At 47.6% G+C, this 15993-nt stretch carries 13 protein-coding genes; 2 read left to right on the forward strand and 11 right to left on the reverse strand.

Annotation, left to right across the window (positions count from 1 at the left end; genetic code table 11):
- The first annotated feature begins 513 nt into the window (after window positions 1-513).
- Entirely contained in the window at window positions 514-1290 is a 777-nt protein-coding gene (locus RF007C_RS04060) for an HD-GYP domain-containing protein (protein WP_037297488.1), read from the forward strand.
- 126 nt (window positions 1291-1416) lie between these two features.
- Window positions 1417-2214, forward strand: a complete 798-nt coding sequence (locus RF007C_RS04065; RefSeq protein ID WP_037297491.1) for a class I SAM-dependent methyltransferase — start codon at window positions 1417-1419, stop codon at window positions 2212-2214.
- A 73-nt stretch (window positions 2215-2287) separates the two neighbouring features.
- Here the strand turns inward: RF007C_RS04065 and glgA are convergent, their stop codons facing one another.
- The 11 genes from glgA to RF007C_RS04120 all read right to left on the reverse strand — a co-directional run bounded on the left by glgA (window position 2288) and on the right by RF007C_RS04120 (window position 15992).
- On the reverse strand, window positions 2288-3709 hold the full coding sequence (glgA, locus tag RF007C_RS04070) for a glycogen synthase GlgA (RefSeq protein WP_019680984.1): 1422 nt from the start codon (window positions 3707-3709) through the stop codon (window positions 2288-2290).
- Window positions 3710-3724: 15 nt separating this feature from the next.
- Window positions 3725-4846 (reverse strand): glucose-1-phosphate adenylyltransferase subunit GlgD, encoded by a 1122-nt coding sequence (glgD, locus tag RF007C_RS04075; RefSeq protein ID WP_037297492.1) that lies wholly within the window; start codon window positions 4844-4846, stop codon window positions 3725-3727.
- A gap of 15 nt (window positions 4847-4861) precedes the next feature.
- Complete coding sequence (locus tag RF007C_RS04080) at window positions 4862-6088, reverse strand: glucose-1-phosphate adenylyltransferase (protein ID WP_037297494.1); 1227 nt, start codon at window positions 6086-6088, stop codon at window positions 4862-4864.
- 35 nt (window positions 6089-6123) lie between these two features.
- Complete coding sequence (gene glgB / locus RF007C_RS04085; RefSeq protein ID WP_037297497.1) at window positions 6124-8289, reverse strand: 1,4-alpha-glucan branching protein GlgB; 2166 nt, start codon at window positions 8287-8289, stop codon at window positions 6124-6126.
- 237 nt (window positions 8290-8526) lie between these two features.
- Window positions 8527-10761, reverse strand: a complete 2235-nt coding sequence (locus RF007C_RS04090) for a SpoIIE family protein phosphatase (RefSeq protein ID WP_037297499.1) — start codon at window positions 10759-10761, stop codon at window positions 8527-8529.
- Window positions 10762-10959: 198 nt separating this feature from the next.
- On the reverse strand, window positions 10960-11589 hold the full coding sequence (locus tag RF007C_RS04095; protein WP_037297502.1) for a precorrin-8X methylmutase: 630 nt from the start codon (window positions 11587-11589) through the stop codon (window positions 10960-10962).
- A complete protein-coding gene (locus RF007C_RS04100) occupies window positions 11589-13055 on the reverse strand; it encodes a cobyric acid synthase (protein WP_037297505.1) in 1467 nt (488 codons plus the stop codon). The genes RF007C_RS04095 and RF007C_RS04100 overlap by 1 nt, the downstream gene beginning before the upstream one ends.
- Window positions 13048-14082, reverse strand: coding sequence for a pyridoxal phosphate-dependent aminotransferase (locus RF007C_RS04105; protein WP_037297507.1), 1035 nt, complete (start codon window positions 14080-14082; stop codon window positions 13048-13050). The genes RF007C_RS04100 and RF007C_RS04105 overlap by 8 nt, the downstream gene beginning before the upstream one ends.
- Window positions 14076-15047 carry an adenosylcobinamide-phosphate synthase CbiB gene (cbiB, locus tag RF007C_RS04110; protein ID WP_037297509.1) on the reverse strand — a complete coding sequence of 324 codons (972 nt, stop codon included), beginning with the start codon at window positions 15045-15047 and terminating at the stop codon, window positions 14076-14078. Before cbiB ends, RF007C_RS04105 begins: the two co-directional genes overlap by 7 nt.
- The gene (locus RF007C_RS04115; RefSeq protein WP_037297513.1) at window positions 15044-15604 is read right to left on the reverse strand and encodes a histidine phosphatase family protein; all 561 of its coding nucleotides are present in this window, start codon (window positions 15602-15604) and stop codon (window positions 15044-15046) included. Before RF007C_RS04115 ends, cbiB begins: the two co-directional genes overlap by 4 nt.
- Window positions 15594-15992 carry a bifunctional adenosylcobinamide kinase/adenosylcobinamide-phosphate guanylyltransferase gene (locus RF007C_RS04120; RefSeq protein ID WP_019680994.1) on the reverse strand — a complete coding sequence of 133 codons (399 nt, stop codon included), beginning with the start codon at window positions 15990-15992 and terminating at the stop codon, window positions 15594-15596. The genes RF007C_RS04115 and RF007C_RS04120 overlap by 11 nt, the downstream gene beginning before the upstream one ends.
- Window position 15993: the final 1 nt, after the last annotated feature.

The following is a 15993-nucleotide window of genomic DNA, read 5'->3' on the forward strand; positions in this document are numbered from 1 at the left end:
TATCTCTCAGCTTTGTCAAGTACTTTTTTCAAATTTCTTTTCAGAATTTTTTATCTCGTACTTGCTCCCCTGTCGGACAGTAAATATATTATAACATCAGTTGCGTCATTTGTCAAACCAAAGATTGGCATAATTTTGATGCTTTTTCTGTACAAAATAACCGATAGTTGTGTTTTACGGCCATCATTGCCCTTTCCTGCGTCGTTTTTGTGCTCCTGCCCGTTCACCAATACAGTCAGCGCTATAGAAAATGTATTTCATAATATTTCTTAATCAATTATAATTATATGTATTGTTTTCCAGAAGTCTATATGTTATAGTTATATTATATTGATCTTTCGTTTTCTCGGGAGGTATTCTGATTTGAAGTTCATAATTTATTCAATGCTGATTATAGGCATCGTTCTGATGGTTTTGAATATATGGAGATATTGTCAGTTTCTAATTTCCCTGCGTGATGTTCTATCCGCAGGCAGAGGAAAAGTAAGGCTATGGAAATATTTGGCGCTTATATTGCTGATTTTTTTCCTTTTGGGTTATCTGACCGTCACCTTCTCAGGAAAGGCTGATATAATCATTGCAGGAATTCTGTGCGGCGGAAGCATTTTCGTAGCTATAATGCTTACTATCACCTTTATGCTAATGAAACGCACAAAAGAGCGAAGCATCGACATTGCAGAGGTTCTTATCGGCGTCATTGATGCCCGCGATCCCAACCTTAACGGTCACAGCCGTCATGTACAGAATCTGACAATGCTCCTTTATGAATATATACCCGTTTCAAAAAAGAAGCTTATAAACCGTGTAAGTCTTGAATATGCTGCACTTATGCACGACGTCGGAAAGCTCGGTATACCTGAAAGTATCCTCAACAAGCCCTCAAAGCTCACTGATGAGGAATGGACTATTATGAGACAGCATCCCGATATCGGTATAAAGCTCCTCGAACCGCTGCGTTCCTTCGAGCACGTTTTTCCCTGGATACTTTACCATCACGAGCATATCGACGGCACCGGCTACCATAATATTAAAGGCTGGCGCATCCCTTATGCTTCAAGGATTATCGCTGTGGCTGATACCTATTCCGCCATTACTATGAAGCGTTCGTACAAAGCTCCCCGCTCACATGAGGAGGCTCTCAGTATAATGCGCAGTGTGGCAGGCTCTCAGCTGGATGAGGAGCTTGTGAATATTTTCTGCAGCATCCCAAAGGAGAGGATAATCGCCTGTCAGCCCGAAAAGATCGAGTTCCATATTGAAGAAACTCCTGTCAGCGAAACTTCCGCATAAGACATATTTCACAAGCCGTGATTCTTCTGATTCTTTCGGTAGTATCATGGCTTTTTTCTATTGACTTTATTCATTATATGTTATATAATTTATACTCCGATAAAAAACAGGAGGATAAAATGTGACATGGTAAAAAATGAGGAGCTCAGCCATACCTTTGACAGTGCTTCAAAGGAATATGATAAAATGCGCCCCGGCTATCCTGATGAGCTGTATCGTAAGATATTCAGCTATATCAATATTGATGAGAACAGCTGCGCCGCAGAAGTTGGCAGCGGAAGCGGTCAGGCTACAAAGCCGATACTCGATACAGGCTGTAAGCTGACTGCTGTAGAATACGGCGTGAATATGTCCGTACTGCTTAAGGAGAAGTTCGGCGAATATCCCGGTTTTAACGTCATTACCGGCAAATTCGAGGATATTGTGTTCCATGAGAACTCATACGACTTCGTTTTTTCTGCCACTGCATTTCACTGGATCCCCGAACAAAAAGGTTATACGAAGGTTTATTCCATGCTCAGACACGGAGGTGCCTTCGCACGCTTTGCAAATCACCCATTTATAAGCAGGAACAACACTGCACTTGCAAAGGAAATAGAAGATATATACGATAAATACTATTACAGCTACTATAAAAAGCAACGCAGTACAGTTACGGAATATACACAGGAGCAATCGGAAATGATTGCATTAATCGCCGAAAAATACAGTTTTTCCGATATACGATACCACATCTTCCGACGTGAACGTGTCTTTTCTGCAAATGAATACATCTGCCTCCTCGGAACATACTCAGACCACATCGCCATAGAAAAAGAGGTCAGGAATGAATTCTTCTCAAGGATCGAAGAGGCAATCAAACGTCACGGCGGTACTATAACCATTGATGATACTATAGATCTTCAATTGGCACGAAAGCAATAAAAAATAATCCCGAAAGCAGCATACACTGCCTTCGGGATCTGTTTTTTCGATAATACTTCAGGAATGCTCAATTTCAATCTGCTGCAAGAAGCTTTTTGTAGGTCTCGATATAAATATCGGCAGATCTGGCCCAGCTGTTGTCACATTCCATCATGCGCTTCATAAGCTCGCTCCATTCCTGCTTGTCATTATAATCGTTCCACGCTCTCTTTACAGCGTCGAGCATATCATTTGCGTTATATGTCTTAAAAGTGAAGCCGTTGCCGTTCTCACCGCCGTTATCGCGGACAGAATCACGCAGACCTCCGGTCTCACGGACAACAGGTGCAGTTCCGTACCTCATGGCTATCATCTGTGCAAGTCCGCAAGGCTCGCTCTGTGAAGGCATAAGGAACATATCAGCTCCTGCGTATATCCTGTGTGAAAGCTCAGGTATAAAGCCAACGTTAACAGACACCCTTTCGGGATACCTTGCAGCCATTTCCAGGAAGAAGTCCTCATAGATCTTCTCTCCGCTGCCAAGCACTGCAAACTTTATGCCGTCATGAACCATTTCGTCAAAGACACAGCGTATAAGATCTATGCCCTTATGACGTACAAAGCGAGTAACTATACCGATTATGGGCTCATCGCCCTCTGCCAGACCAAGCTCCCTTAAGAGAGCTTCCTTGCACTTGGCCTTTCCTTCAAGCTTTTTAGAAGAATAGTTCGCCGCAATAGCCTTATCCTTTTCTGGATCGTAGAGCTTCGTATCTATACCGTTCATAATACCGCGGAGCTTATACTGCTTGGTGACAAGTATCCTGTCAAGTCCGTGGGCATACCACGGATCCAGTATCTCCCAGGCATAACTTGGACTGACCGTAGTTATCATATCACAGGTCTCGATTGCGCCCTTCATCATATTAACATAGCCGTCATAGTCAAGAAGCCCCGCATTGTACATGGGTATACCCATCAGCTCACCGAGAACCTCCTTGCCGTACTTGCCCTGATACTCGATGTTATGGATAGTGTATACTATCTTGATTCCGTCATACCCCTGCTGATACTTATAGTAAACATTGTAGTAAACAGGTATCAGCGCTGTCTGCCAGTCGTTGCAGTTTATTATGTCCGGAGTGAACTTGATATATTTAAGCATCTCAAGCACAGCCCTGTCAAAGAAAACAAATCTCTCGCAGTCGTCGTAAAATCCGTAAAGACCGTCTCTTGAAAAATAATATTCATTATCTATGAAATAGTATGTGATGCCATCCCTGACAGTCATAAAAATACCGCAGTACTGCTTGCGCCATGAGACGTCAACGGTTATATTGGTCAGAAAGACCATTTTCTCGCGCAATTCAGGACTTACAGATTTGTAAAGAGGGATGACTACTCTGCAATCATGTCTCTTGGCCTTTATAGCCTTGGGAAGAGAGCCTATCACATCTGCAAGACCGCCTGAGGCTGCATATGGCACAGCCTCGCTGGCAGCAAATAGTATTTTCATATTTGATCACCGCCGTCAGATCTTACCGCCTTTTCCAATATACAGCGGATATGTCTCGGAGCCCGTAAGCACCTTTTCATTGCTTATCTCCACATTCTTATCGGCAATTACCGATGATATGCTGCAGTTTTCGCCTACCTTTGTGCCCTGAAGGAGAACACAATCCTTGACCACCGTATCCTTTCCGACTTTGACTCCTCTGAAAAGGATGGAATTGATAACAGTGCCTTCGATTATGCAGCCGTCAGCAATAAGCGAATCCTTTATTTTGGAATCGAGTCCGTATTTTACAGGACCATTGTCGCCTATCTTGGTAAGAACAGGCATATCCTTCCTGAACAGGGCGCTCTTCTTTTCAGGATCCAGAAGCATCCTGTTTGCAAGGTAATAATCCTGTATACTGTCTATCTTTGTGAATAAGCCGTCGTGACGGTAGCCCATTATCTTGAACTGATCACGCTTACCCTGGAGTATCTCACGGGTAAAGCTAAACTGATTTCTGCTTGCTGCGTCGGAAACGATCTTCTTCAGGAAGTCCTTGGTGATGATGCACATCTCGAGCCACATATTGCACTCGCCCGAAAACTGTGGATCTACCAGTACGTCCTTCAGTCTGTTTTCGTCGTCGAACTCAAGGACAGTTGTGCACTTATTCTTCTCGTAGTCATACAGTCCCCTGCTGTAAACCAGGGTGATATCTGCTTCATTTTCCATATGCTGCTTAAGCACGGGATTGAAGTTTATGGTGGTGACCACATCACAGTTTGACATAATGACATACTTTGCGTTTGAATGTTCAACAAAGCCCCAGATATTATTAAGAGCATCAAGTCTTCCCTGGTATATACCGCCTGTCTGGCTGTAAGGGGGAAGCAGATGAAGTCCGCCCTTCTTGCGGGCAAGATCCCAGTCACGGCCTGAGCCAAGATGATCCAGCAGCGAGCCGTAATTCGACTTTGTGATTACGCCTACCTCGGAAACTCCCGAATGCACAAAATTGGAAAGCGGAAAGTCTATAAGGCGATAACGTCCGCCGAAGGGTATGGAACCCATAGTTCTCTGCTTTGTAAGCTCACTAACGTATGAATCGTGCATACTTGCGAAAACAAGTCCTAAAACATTATAATTTACACTCATGGCAGCATCCCTCCGTCAGATATTTTCACCGATGATCTGCTTGGGCTCGACTACCTTGCCGGCAGATACAGTAACGTTATGTCCGACAACGGCAATGCCCCAGTCGTCTCTGTTTTCAATATTCTCAGGGCTTGTACCAACACGGGCACGGGACTCGATCACGCTGTCGCTTCCGACTATGGCATATTCGACCACAGCCCCCGACTTGATAACAGTTCCGGGCATGATGATGCTGTAATTTACAGTAGCACCTGCCTCTATAGTAACACCCGAGAAGAGTATTGAGAAATCCACGGTACCGTCGATAGTGCTTCCCTCTGAAATCATGGAGTTCTCGATGTTGGCATTGTCGCCCACATACTGAGGAGGCATATTGCTGTTGCGTGAATATATCTTCCAGCCGGGATCATAAAGATCCAGCGGAACACTTGGGCTGAGAAGATCCATATTAGCCTCCCAGAGCGAATCAAGAGTTCCGACATCCTTCCAGTAGCCCTCGAACTCATACGCAAAGAGCCTCTGCTTGTCGCGGAGCATGGAAGTAATGATGTCCTTGCCGAAGTCCTTTGACCAGGGCTCACCTTTTTCACGCTTTGCGTTGGCCTCATTCTCGTTCTCGATGAGGTACTTGCGGAGCTTATCCCATGTGAATACATAGATACCCATGGAAGCGAGAGTAGACCTGGGCTCCTTGGGCTTCTCAACGAAGTCAGTCACCTGCTGATTCTCGTCGCAGATCATGATACCGAAACGCGAAGCCTCAGCCTTGGGAACGTCTATTACGGAGATGGTGCAGTCCGCATCGTTGGCAACGTGGAAATCGACCATCTTTGAGTAATCCATCTTGTAGATATGATCGCCGCCGAGAACTACAACGTACTCGGGATCATAGCGCTCGATAAAGCGCATATTCTGGTATATGGCATTGGCCGTGCCCTCATACCACGAAGCGCCTGCCTGAGTCTCGTAAGGCGGTAGAACATGAACGCCTCCGTTCATCTTATCAAGATCCCATGGCTGTCCGTTGCCGATGTACTCATTGAGCACAAGGGGCTGGTACTGGGTAAGAACACCGACAGTGTCAATACCCGAATTGGTGCAGTTTGAGAGAGGGAAATCTATCAGCCTGTATTTACCGCCATATGGTACCGCAGGTTTTGCAACGTTTTTGGTCAGTGCATATAGCCTACTGCCCTGACCGCCTGCAAGGAGCATTGCAACGACTCTTTTTTTAGTATACATATTTTTCCTCCTGATAGCATTATGCGTTATGGAATTTATTTTTCCTTGGCAGAGGGTGTTTTCTTTGCCGAGGTCTTTGTCTTTTCAGCCGCAGTCTTTGCGGGGGTGGCCGCCTTTTTTACGGCTGTTTTCTTTTCCTTTACTGCGGGAGCTTTTTTTGCAGCAGCCGCAGAAGCTGTCTTCTTTGCAGCGATTTTCTTTGCTGCTGATGTCCCTGCTGACTTTTCGTCCTTTGCTGGAGCAGCCTTCTTCACCGTCTTCTTCGGCTTTTCAGCCTTGTCGTCAGACTTTGGTGCAGCTGTCCTCTTCTTCACGGGAACAAATTCGAGATAGATCACCGACAAAGGAGCCAGTGTCATAGAGATGCTGTTATCAAGACCGTGCATCGGGATACTGTCAGACTTGAAGCTACTCTCTGTTATGCCGGAGCCTCCGAACTCTGACGCATCGGTATTGAATACCAGCTTGTATCTTCCCTTCTTGGGAACGCCTATCCTGTAATCCCTGCGCTCAACGGGAACGAAATTGCAGACAGCAATGAGCTCATCGCCGTTGTCGTCAATACGTCTGAAGGAGATGATGCTCTGCTTGTAATCGTCATTGGAGATCCAGCTGAAGCCGTTCCACGAATCATCGTTCTGCCAGAGAGGCGGATTGTCAAGATAGAACTTGTTGAGCTTCTCGGAGAATTTCAGCAGATTTTTATGAGAGTCGTAATCCATCAGGTTCCAGTCCAGCTGGGATTTGTAATCCCATTCCTTCATCTGACCGAATTCCTGTCCCATAAAGAGCAGCTTCTTTCCCGGGTGAGCGATCATATATGCAAGGAAGGCACGGTATGAAGCGAACTTCTGCTCGTACTCTCCCGGCATTTTGCTTATCATGGAGCATTTTCCGTGAACTACCTCATCATGTGAGATAGGCAGGATATAATTCTCCGAAAAAGCATAGAAGAACGAGAACGTGAGCTTATCATGATTGAAAGCCCTGTATATGGGATCAAGGGACATATAGCTAAGCATATCATTCATCCATCCCATATTCCATTTGAAGTTGAAGCCAAGACCTCCGATATCCGTTGGTCTTGTGACCAGAGGCCACGCCGTTGATTCTTCGGCAATCATCAGTGCGTCGGGGTGCTTGAGGAACACCGCCTCGTTGAGATGCTTGAGGAATTCAACCGCTTCAAGGTTCTCGTTGCCGCCGTAGATATTTGCCACCCACTCGCCCTCACGCCTGTCATAGTCCAGGTAGAGCATGGAAGCAACAGCGTCAACTCTCAGTCCGTCGATGTGGAACTCGTCGAACCAGTAATTTGCGCTTGATATGAGGAAAGAGCATACCTCAGCCCTGCCGTAATCAAATACTCTCGTTCCCCAGGCCTTGTGTTCCTTTTTGCGGTCGTCGGTGTACTCATAGCAGCAGGTACCGTCGAATTCAAAAAGGCCTGCCTCGTCCTTGGGGAAATGTGCAGGCACCCAGTCGAGTATGACGCCTATGCCTGCTTCATGGAACATATCTATCATCTTCCTCATGTCATCGGGAGTTCCGTAACGTGAGGTAGGCGAGAAATATCCTGTTACCTGATATCCCCAGGAGCCGTCGTAGGGATACTCCGTAAGGGGCATGAACTCGATATGTGTATAGGACATTTTCTTAAGATAGGGAATGATCTCCTTAGCAAAGGCAACATAATCAAGGAAGATCTCTTCGCCGTAATTTTTCCATGAACTGAGATGTACCTCATAGATATTCACGGGGCTTTTGTATATGCTCTTGATGTTTTTTTCTTCAAACCACTTCTTGTCGTTCCACTGATAGCTGCTCTCAAATATCTTCGAGGCAGTGCCCGGACGAGTCTCAAAGTGTGCAGCATAGGGATCGGCCTTCATAAGCAGCCTGCCGTCCTGAGTTTCAATGCTGAATTTGTAAGCGTCGAACTGTTTAAGTCCCGGGACCTCGGCTTCCCATATGCCGTCGGCAATAAGTGACATAGGGGACTTGTCCCTGTTCCAGCCGTTGAAATCGCCCACAACAGAAACGCTTACAGCATTAGGAGCCCAAACTCTGAAAGTGAAAATTTTGCCTCTTCCCTTTTTCTTAGAGTGAACGCCAAAAAATTTGTATGCTTCGTAGTTTTTTCCCTGGTAAAAAAGGTACAGCGGAAAATCATTAGGATTGTTATTTTTATTAACAGACATAATTCAGCCTCCTTTGCTATAATACATTTTATCAGAATCAGCAGAATTATTCAAGCTTTTTTGCGAATAGTTACAAAATTTCAGATGTTATGCTAATATTGCCGCTTCTTATTAGTGCATTTTGACATATTTAATCTGGTGTACTATTTTTCCCTTTGTTAAAATGCACAGCAATTGAATGTATTTAGCTTGTGCTGTATGTCATTTGAGTTAATATTTTGTTAACAAAATCCCCTGCTATCCCGTAACTCTAACACCTATTACAGTAACATCGTCGTTATGGATAGTCGGATTGAATACCTCTGCCTTTGCACATATCTCACTCACGATATGCCGCAGATCATCTCCTCCAAGCAGAAGCTCCTTGATAAAGGGGTAAGCATTCTCGTAAATGCCGTCCGAGAACATTATGACTATATCACCCTCATCAAAACTGCAGCTGTGGATATAAGCCTCGGACTGCTCATAGATGCCGATGGGAAAGGTGGGCGAAGTTACCTTCAGCACATTGCCCCTGTGACGTATGAGAGTTGCCGCAGCACCTGATTTTATCAGCGTCAGTTCACATTCGTCCAGGTCTATTTTCAGAGCGTCAAGGGTAGCAAAGCTCTCATCTCCAGACTTTGTCACCATTATAGAATTAATGAGCTTTATAGCCGAAGTATGGTCAACTCCGCCCATTATGAGCCTTCTGAACATTCCAACGACCATACGTGATTCCAGCGAGGCTTCGCTGCCTGTGCCCATACCGTCCGAGAGCACCACATAGCCAGCCTCGCAGCCGTCCGTAAATACTGTATGAGTATCGCCGTTGTCCCCCGTCCCGCCGGCACATGAGGACGCCGCACAGACCTCCATGCTGTATTTCGGCTTTTCATAGACGCGGATGCGCACCTCTCTTCCCGTGCGTACAGGCTCAGTGCTTTCAAGTCTCAGATGCAGCTCGTCCGCTGCAAGGTCACATACCCTGGTGCTCTCCTCCGGAGCGTTTTCAGCAGAAAAGTATACCTCTGCCACCAGTCTTCCCCTTCTGTTGTAGCTTGCTATGACATTGGCAGGCGTTATTCCGAACTTTTCCAGCTTCTTGCGTATGCTTCTGCTGACTGTTTCCGAGTATCTCACATCCACCCGCTCACCTGCGAAGCGTATGAGTTCCTCCGTTATCTTCATCTGTTCATGGAGCAGTCCGCGGCTCTCGGAAAATCGCAGATCCATAAGCTTTGCTGCCGCCTTCTCCTGTGAGCTCCTTGCAAACGCCTCCGAAAGTTCCTTTTTCCTGAGACAGTCCGCAAGCTCCTCGGGAAAGCTGTCCCGCACTGTCTCAGGCATTTCAGCCAGCCGCCTGAAACCGCGATAGGTATTGCCCCTGTCGGACTTCCAGCAGAAGGGACGCCGGTAACATGATGAGCAGACTGCTTCGGAGTTTTCTTCTATCTCTCTGCCCGCGTCACAGCTTTTCGCAAGCATATCCGATATTCGCTCCGATTCCATGCGAAGCTCCATAACAGTATCCGACAGAAAAACCATCCTTGCGTTTATTACATCAGGCAGCATATCACTGCTGCCGCTGCCCGTACTTATCCATTTATCCGAAAAATGTGCTGCAAAAGGAATAAAGATGAGAGCTCCGCATATAATATCTATCATGCTTTCAAAGCCTGTGTATGTCATGCCTGTCAGCACCGTCATGATAAATGATGTTGCAGTGAAAAAGGCAGCTGCGGTACTTGCTTTCTGCTTGTGAAGGCAGCCTGTGAGCAGTGCCGCCGCAGGCAGAAGAACTATGCTCATACCCGACGAATCCGACGCAAGAAATGCTCCGCATACTGTAAGAGAGCCGCAAATAACGCCGCCTGCCCGACTGAAGAAATAAGCTCCCGCAAGGGTTACCGCAGAGCCTGCGATTATGCCTGCATTGAGAACAGGCAGCTTCACCGAACACAAAGAAGCCACCAGAACGATGTATAAAACAGCGCCGGAAAAGCCGTTTTTTCCAGAAAGATCTATGACCTTATCCTTTCGGAAACCGTTTATGATCCCTGATGCCGAATATGCCGTAAAACCTGCTATACCGCCGTAAAATCCGTAGAAAATCAACTTTTGGACAAGCTCGCCTATAACTGCCGAAACAGCTGCACCGGAAACGAAAACGCTCACAGCGGTATTAATGCCGCTGAACTTGGGATCATTCCTTGGTTCAAGGAACATTTTTATTATCATTATCAGCGCCAGAGAGGACAGCTTCACTATATTATGCCCCACTCCGCCGCTTATGATACTGCGGACAAGACTTCCCAGAAAAACAGCTGCCGCAAAGGGCAGTCCCGATGCGCCTGCAGCAGAAATATCCGCAAAAGAAGCCAGTCCCGCCACCTTTGTCCCCGACAGGAGATACCCCACAGCCGTACAGGCAGCAACTCCTGCGGCTGTTCCCGTATATTTCCACTCCTTTATTTGTCTGAAATTAAGCATCGCACATCACCTCACAAAAATATACGATACATTATACCACAGACAAAGCGCGGCAACTGTCGCCTTGCGCCGTCGAACGAAGCAATATTGCTTCATTTTCTGACGTAAGAACAAAAAATGCCGCAGCAACTCCAGAACATTCCGGGTATTGCCGCAGCATATGACATACTGTTTACAAACGGCTCATCACAGGGCTTTTTACTCCTTATCAGCGATATACAGCAGCGCATTGCATACCGCTGCCGCAACGTTGCTGCCGCCCTTTCGTCCCCTGGCAGCTATACAGGGTATACCGCTGCTTATTATGAGCTCCTTGGACTGCACCACATTCACAAAGCCCACGGGAACTCCGATGACCAGCTCTGGCACAAAGGTCCCTGCCGTGATATGCTCATATAGTCTTACAAGAGCTGTCGGAGCATTTCCCACTGCATATATCACGGGCTTTCCAAGCTGCGCAGCCTTATCCACCGAGGCAGTCGCCCGTGTGGTGCCGTTGGATGCAGCTGCCTCCGCAACGTCCCTATCAGCCATAAAACATTCCACGCTGCATCCGTGACGGGCAAGAGCAGGCTTGTTTATACCTGACTTTGCCATATTTGTATCGGTCACAAAGACCGCACCACTTTTTATTGCGGAAAGTGCCTTTTTCACTGCTCCCTCGGAGAAATACATATTGTCATAGTAATCAAAATCCGCCGTAGTGTGTATCGCCCTCATAACTATGGGACGAATATCCTCGGGAAGCTTCCTGTCGCCGAGCTCAGCCTCGATTATCTCAAAGCTCCTGCGCTCAATATCCTTCGGAAGTACGTATTCAAGCTCCATTATATGCCCTCCCTGATAATGCTGTATATCCTGTCCATATCAACGCTTCTGCGAACTCCCTCCGCAAGAATGTCGTACTGCTTTTCCTTATAGGCTCTGCGGTCGGTGACTCCTCCGCGGAATGTCAGTCCTTTTTCCTCAAAGAGCCTTTTTACTATTCTCTCAGAGACCTGAGCACTGTCGAATATCCCGTGTATATAACAGCCGCAGACATTGCCCTCGTATGCTCCTCCACTGTCCAGAAGGGCAGGGCTGCTGCTCTCGGTGATGCCCATATGTATTTCATAGCCGCTGAACTCCGCACCGTTCAGACAGGCAAAAAAGCCCTCACCGCAGATGAAATGTCCGCCGGTCCGAGCCATATGCTTTTCATTGCCGAAGACTGTACTGCATTTCAGAAGTTCCATTCCGCTTATGGTTCCGCCGCATTCCGCACCGAGGGGGTCGGAGATCTCTTTCCCCATCATCTGATAGCCGCCGCATATGCCGAAAACAGGCACTCCTCTGTAAACCAGTCTTTTAACCGCAGTCTCCAGTCCGCTTTCACGCAGCCATTTCATATCACTGATGGTGCTTTTGGTGCCGGGGATGATTACCATATCAGGAACATCCAGCTCTTCGCAGGAGCTGACATACCTTACGGAAACACCTTCGTACTGAGAAAAGACGTCCAGATCCGTGAAATTTGAGATCTTTGGCAGCCTTATCACGGCAATGTCGATAAGACCGCGTTCCCTTGCATCCAGCTTGCAGGACAAGCTGTCCTCGTCCTCTATATCGCACCGTATGTAAGGTACCACGCCGAGTACGGGCTTCCCCCCCCTCTCCTCGAGTATGTCCCTTCCGCTGTCAAACAGAGCTATATCACCGCGGAACTTATTAACCACAAGTCCCTTCACCATATCCAGCTCATGCTGCTCAAAAAGGCTGAGGGTTCCAAGCAGCTGGGCAAAAATGCCACCTCTGTCTATATCTCCCACAAGGATAACTGGAGCCTTTGCCAGCTCTGCCATACCCATATTCACAATATCGCCCTTTTTGAGATTGAGCTCCACAGGACTTCCCGCACCCTCGATAACAATGATATCGTGCATTTCCGAAAGTCTGCGGTACGACTCCATTATCTGCGGTACAAGCTCATGCTTCCTGCGGAAGTACTCCGCAGCACGCATATTCCCTACAGGACTGCCATTGACAATTACCTGAGAGCCTACATCGGTAGTGGGCTTGAGCAGTACAGGGTTCATAAGCGCCGAAGGCTCGGTGCCTGCGGCCTCTGCCTGCATCGCCTGGGCTCTTCCTATCTCACCGCCGTCTGCTGTTATAAAGGAATTAAGCGCCATATTCTGCGACTTGAACGGTGCGCATGAATAGCCGTCCTGACTGAATATACGGCAAAGCGCAGCCGCAAAAAAACTCTTTCCCGCATTGGACATTGTTCCCTGTATCATTATCGCCTTAGCCATTGAGCACTCTCCTGACCTCCGCTGCGAACCTCTGATTTTCCTCACGGCTCCTTACAGCCACACGGAAAAAGCTTCCGTCCAGTCCGCTGTAATCGCCGCAGCAGCGTATAAGTATCTTTTCCTTCAGCAGCAGTTCTCCCAGTGTCTCGGGAGCTCTAAAAAGAATAAAATTCGCATATGAGGGATACACCTTTAATCCCAGAGTTGTCAGTTCGTCCGACAGAAAACTCCTCTCCTTACAGATACTGACGATACTTCTTTCGATGTATCCATTTTCGCCGAGAGCTGCAATGCCTGCCGCCTGAGCAGGTGCGGAAACGCTCCAGTACTGTCCTGCGCAGGCAGTTTTTTCTGCAGCCTCTCTGCTGCCGAAGACAGCATAGCCCAGCCGAAGCCCTGCCATAGCAAAAAGCTTGGTAAATGAACGCAGAACTATGACCTTATCGTTCAGGACATTCAGCGCCGTAAGCTCATTCCCTTCCCTAACAAAGCCCATAAAGCTCTCATCGCATAGAAAAAAAGTGCCGTTTTTCATGCAGCTTTCGGCAATTTTCCTCACCATAGAAGTATCTATTACCTGTCCCGAAGGATTATTCGGAGCAGCAGCAATGATCATATCCGCCGTGCTTATCTCGGGAAGGATCTCCTCGCCAAGAGCAAAATCCTTCTTCTCATCAAGTATGTATTCCGAGACATGGCAGCCATTCTCCTCAAAGGCCTTACGGTACTCACCGAAAGCAGGAGCGCATATAAGTACCCTTCTGAGCTTTAGCCCGCCGGCAATACGATATATAAGGTCGTCAGCGCCGTTCCCGCAGACTATATTCTCCGCAGATACGCCCGTATGCTCAGCCAGCCTTCTGCGCAGCTCCCTGCAAAAAGGATCGGGGTAGTTTTCACATTCTCCCGCCGAAGCAATAACCGCCTCCCGGACACTCTCCGGCATTCCCAGAGGATTGAGATTGGCAGAAAGGTCAAGCTCTACATCCAGAGCAAGATCGTTGCCTCCATGAGATCCGTTCAGCATATGATACCTCCGAATATGAAAATACGTACAGCCACAGCAGCTGCAAAAACTATGGCAGAACCTGCATACATGAGCCTGTTTGCACGGCGTATGTCCTCGTTTTCGATCTCTCTCAGCGGATCGCCGATAAACTCTTTTTTATGCAGCTCTCCGAAATAGTATGCGTCACCTGCCAGCCTGATTCCAAGAGCTCCCGCGCAGACCGACTCTGTCTGAGCGGAATTCGGGCTCGCATGTTTTCTTCTGTCACGCCTCCATATACGGAAAGCGCCTCTTCCGTCCAGACCTGTGAACGGAGCAGCAGCTGTCATAGCAAGAGCGGTAAGCCGCGATGGGATGTAATTGAGGACATCGTCCAGCTTTGCCGCAAACCAACCTATATCAGCGTATTTTTCATTCTTGTAGCCTATCATGGAATCCATGGTATTTGCCGCCTTATAAAAAAAGCCGAGAACTGCTCCTCCCACAGACATATACATAAGGGGAGCCGTAACTCCGTCGGAGGTGTTTTCCGCAACCGTCTCCACCGCCGCCCTGATTATGCCTGCATCGTCAAGAACAGCCGTATCCCTGCCAACTATCATGGACACAGCCCTTCGTGCTCCCTCGGTATCCTTTGCAGCGATAGCCCTGTATACCTTCATGCTCTCGTCTCTCAGGCATCTTGCCGCCATCAGATAATAACACATAACGCCCTCTATGACTGCTCCCAGCCAGAGATTTATCATGTAACATACAAGAAGCACCGCAATAGGCACAGCTGAAGATACCAGCAGCACCGTTACCGCAAGAAAAACTCCTCCCCTCCTAAAGTCTCTGCTCATTCTCCGCCTTACAAAGCCTTCAAGGCGGGATATGAGCCTGCCTATGAGCCTTATGGGATGGGGAAGTCCGTAGGGATCACCCAGCAGGCAGTCAAGAAAAGCTCCCAGAAGCAGCGGAAGAGCCGCAATGATATAATTCATATTTTCTCCGTGACTATAATATTTTTTCCGTCAAATTCAGTGATATAACCGTGACCGTTATCAGTCTGCCAGTCGAAATAGCTCCTGCGAGGAAGCGCAAAACGTTCCAACACAGCCATTATGGTACCTCCGTGTACCACAAAGGTAGCTGCGGACTCCTCCGGGACGCCGCTTACGCATTTCAGAAAGCCTTCGACGCAGCGCCTTCTGAACTCCCCAGGGCTTTCACCGCCGGGGAAAGCGTCCTTTCCTCCGCTGTCTATCCACTTCTGATAGCGTATATCGTTTGAAAGCTCCTTATAGTTTCTGCCCTCGAAGTCACCGAAATCACATTCTCTGAGTTCAATGCAGACCACAGGCGTGACCCGAGGATAAAGCAGCTCCGCAGTCTGTATACAGCGCCTCATTGGACTGACAAAAAGAATTCCGCAGGGAGGATAGCTTATGTCTCTCAGCTCTGCGATGCCCTCTCTGCACAAAGGCTCATCGGTACAGCCGATATAGCGTTTTTCCAGATTGCCTGATGTCCTGCCGTGGCGTATCAGGTCAATCCGCATCGGGAGTGCCCTTAAGATAAACGGGTATACCGCATATGACTCTTACCACGGTATCGCTGTTCTCGGCTATCATACAGCCGCAGCGTCCCGTCGCTTCCCTTTTTACTCTTTCTGCCTTTACTATCGGAACAATGCCGCAGCCTATCTCGTCCATTATCACGACAACATCCTCATTTTCCTCGCAAAGCCTCTTTGTGAAAGCGATAGGATCAACTCCCTGTGCAACAAATCTCGCTATAGCCTTGTGATAGCTCTTGATGCAGACTGCCGTGAATATCTCATCAAAGTCACAGGTAGAACCGTTTGTCATAGCTTCCTCATCAATGCCGAAGAGCTTTGTTGCACAGCCTACCTTTCCCTGATATGCTCCGCCGATTATCATTTTCATA

The organism is Ruminococcus flavefaciens 007c (assembly GCF_000571935.1).
Lineage (GTDB): Bacteria > Bacillota > Clostridia > Oscillospirales > Ruminococcaceae > Ruminococcus > Ruminococcus flavefaciens_F.